3 protein-coding genes and 1 pseudogene are annotated in these 2,245 nt (G+C 55.9%); all 4 read right to left on the bottom strand.

Going from position 1 to position 2,245, the window contains the following annotated elements; genetic code table 11:
- Positions 1 to 190: 190 nt before the first annotated feature.
- Entirely contained in the window at positions 191 to 946 is a 756-nt protein-coding gene (locus LJ655_RS29965; protein WP_230564765.1) for a hypothetical protein, read from the bottom strand.
- A gap of 88 nt (positions 947 to 1,034) precedes the next feature.
- Positions 1,035 to 1,319, bottom strand: a complete 285-nt coding sequence (locus tag LJ655_RS29960) for a hypothetical protein (RefSeq protein WP_230564764.1) — start codon at positions 1,317 to 1,319, stop codon at positions 1,035 to 1,037.
- A gap of 72 nt (positions 1,320 to 1,391) precedes the next feature.
- Positions 1,392 to 1,853 carry a hypothetical protein gene (locus LJ655_RS29955; RefSeq protein WP_230564763.1) on the bottom strand — a complete coding sequence of 154 codons (462 nt, stop codon included), beginning with the start codon at positions 1,851 to 1,853 and terminating at the stop codon, positions 1,392 to 1,394.
- 61 nt (positions 1,854 to 1,914) lie between these two features.
- A pseudogene (locus LJ655_RS29950) lies at positions 1,915 to 2,121 on the bottom strand (preprotein translocase); the annotation flags it as partial.
- Positions 2,122 to 2,245 lie beyond the last annotated feature (124 nt).

The raw sequence follows: 2,245 nt of genomic DNA, 5'->3' as shown, positions 1-2,245 counted from the left end.
CGCGGATACTCGGCGACGCCGACGCGATGAAGGCTGGCGCCGCTACGCAGCGCCAGCCTTCATCGCAAAACAACGGGACCGTGACAACTACCCGGGAGTAACATCATTCCGTGAGGCAACACGCGGCGCCAAGTTAATTGTCGCCGCCCAACCGGGGGCGATATGATTTTTGACGCGAGCCCTCTGGGTTTTACCCTCGGTTTTCGGCTAGCTTGTGGTAGATGGCCTGGAGATCCTCCTGTCGCGCGAGATCTGGACACGCGGCGATGGTTTGGCGGCCGAGGGGCGACAGAATTGCATCCGTTGCGCGTTTGACGACATCAAACGGCAACGCGCCACCATCCTGTTGGCGCTCCATAACACGAAATGCCCAAAGCACAGAACCGGTCGAACTCAATTTTGGCAAAAAGGCTCGCAACTGCTCCAAATGTGCCATGGTGAGCTCGGGGGGCATGGAAGATTGCTCATCTGCATTGATATCTGAGTTTACATCTGTTCTATATAGAGACTTGCCCACTCGGGAGGATGTATTTGGCACTGCAGCCGAATGAGATTTGTTCGGCGTGGCAAGTGCATTTTCCCTTGCGGGCAGATGCGATCCGGGGGCGTCGAGATCGTCGAGAAAACGGGGATCGTCGAGAAATCGGCCTTCGTCGACAAACGCGTACCAAAGACTGCGATCAAACCGGATTCGATTGAAATTCCCTTTTAAAAGGACACCTTTATCCACCAGGTTTTGGAGTGCCCGGCGAATTTTCTTCGGCGATAAATAGGGATAAAGGCCAGCGAAGGTTTCCACGCTGTTATACGTCCACGTGTGATTCTCGTGGAAGTGGCTGCCCTTTTTTCTGTTAAGGCGAATCCAAAATTGGAGATTCCGGATCAGGATCGCTTCGTGAATTCCGTATGTCGATGCAAGCTCGATATTGAAGGAGTGGGCCGTCACTTAGTGCCCCCAGACACGGGGATGGGGGCGGCGTTAACCAGTCGGACCAGCTCAGCAAGTCCGCTTCGCGTAGGCGCCTTCTTTCCCATTACGCGACCTCCTCACCCAGCAACTTGAGCAGGTCGGATTTGCGCCACAGAAGCCGTCCGGACGGCTGCTTGAGGGGCTTGGCGCCGTGGTGATGCCCCTTAGTACAATAATTTTTTCGGACGGTTTGCTCTGCGCAGCGTTGGGTCACTGCAAATTCGCGGGTCGTGAGCAGATCCGGCAAGGTGTCGAGGGTGGTCTGGCGGGCCATTTGGCAACGCTCCGGGACGAAGCCTTGCAGGGCGGCCTTGATGAGATTGATCGCGTGCTGACGTTTCGCTATCAACGCACCAAGTTTCCGCCCTGTTTCAGCAGATAGGTCAGCGTTGACAGCTTCGGTTTGCGGGAGGCTCCCGCGTCAATTCCCGCGTTGCACCCGCATTTCGGCCTCAAGGGCGTCGACAAGTTCTTTTTTTACATCCCGCTGATCATTACGCGGGTGCCCGGCAGTTCGTTCTTCCGCAGCCAGGCGTTTCAGTACGCCACGCGGGCCTTTTACATGCCATGAACTGCCCGCCTGGCGTAATTCTCCTCCCATGCTTCGGAAGCGCGCCAACCGCCGCACCCGGCGCTCGATCGGGGTTTCGTTCTGAGGTTCTGCATGCGATGTTGCTACTTCCGAAGAAGCGAACTGGTTCTCTGCCTCATGTGTACCGGCAGGTCCTACCCAAGAGGCTGAATGCATGGACCGCTCATCAAGCGGCATGATCGTAGCGCCATTGCGAATGATTGGCGGTTCTTGGTCAGGAACCACCGTCCCTGCATTATGGAGCGCCATTGACGCCGCCGAGCCACTCGTAGACGACTTACCATCACCCATAGACGAAACTCCTGATCATCCGAATACTGTAATCAAGTGTACTTTGACTTCTGCACCTTGCTTAAGGTTTGAATTGAGTATCTGCCTGTTCCCGCATCCAGGCCTCAATGCGGTTGTGCCACTCCCGTAGTTCGTCAAGTGTACGGTGTGTGTAGTGCTTTTCCTGAACCGCGGATGGCTTGTGTCCCTGAATCTGCGCTACGCCCCCCGCCGGAACATCTAGCCACTTGGTCTGGGCAAGCCTGGCGAATGATCTGCGCAGACCGTGCTGACCTTGCCCTCAAAAAACGTATCCGTTACTGAGAGTGTGTAAAACTTCAGTGACGGAGGATTGAGCAATGGGTAACCCGAGGGCGCGGTACACGCTGGAATTCAAGGTTGAGGCGGTTCGC

It is taken from the genome of Paraburkholderia translucens, from assembly GCF_020881035.1.
GTDB lineage: Bacteria > Pseudomonadota > Gammaproteobacteria > Burkholderiales > Burkholderiaceae > Paraburkholderia > Paraburkholderia translucens.
This window is presented reverse-complemented; position numbering and strand designations above follow the sequence as displayed.

What these genes read in the sequence shown, in the direction of transcription:
- LJ655_RS29955 (WP_230564763.1), bottom strand. Translation starts at nt 1,853, where the DNA reads ATGGGTGATGGTAAGTCGTCTACGAGTGGCTCGGCGGCGTCAATGGCG.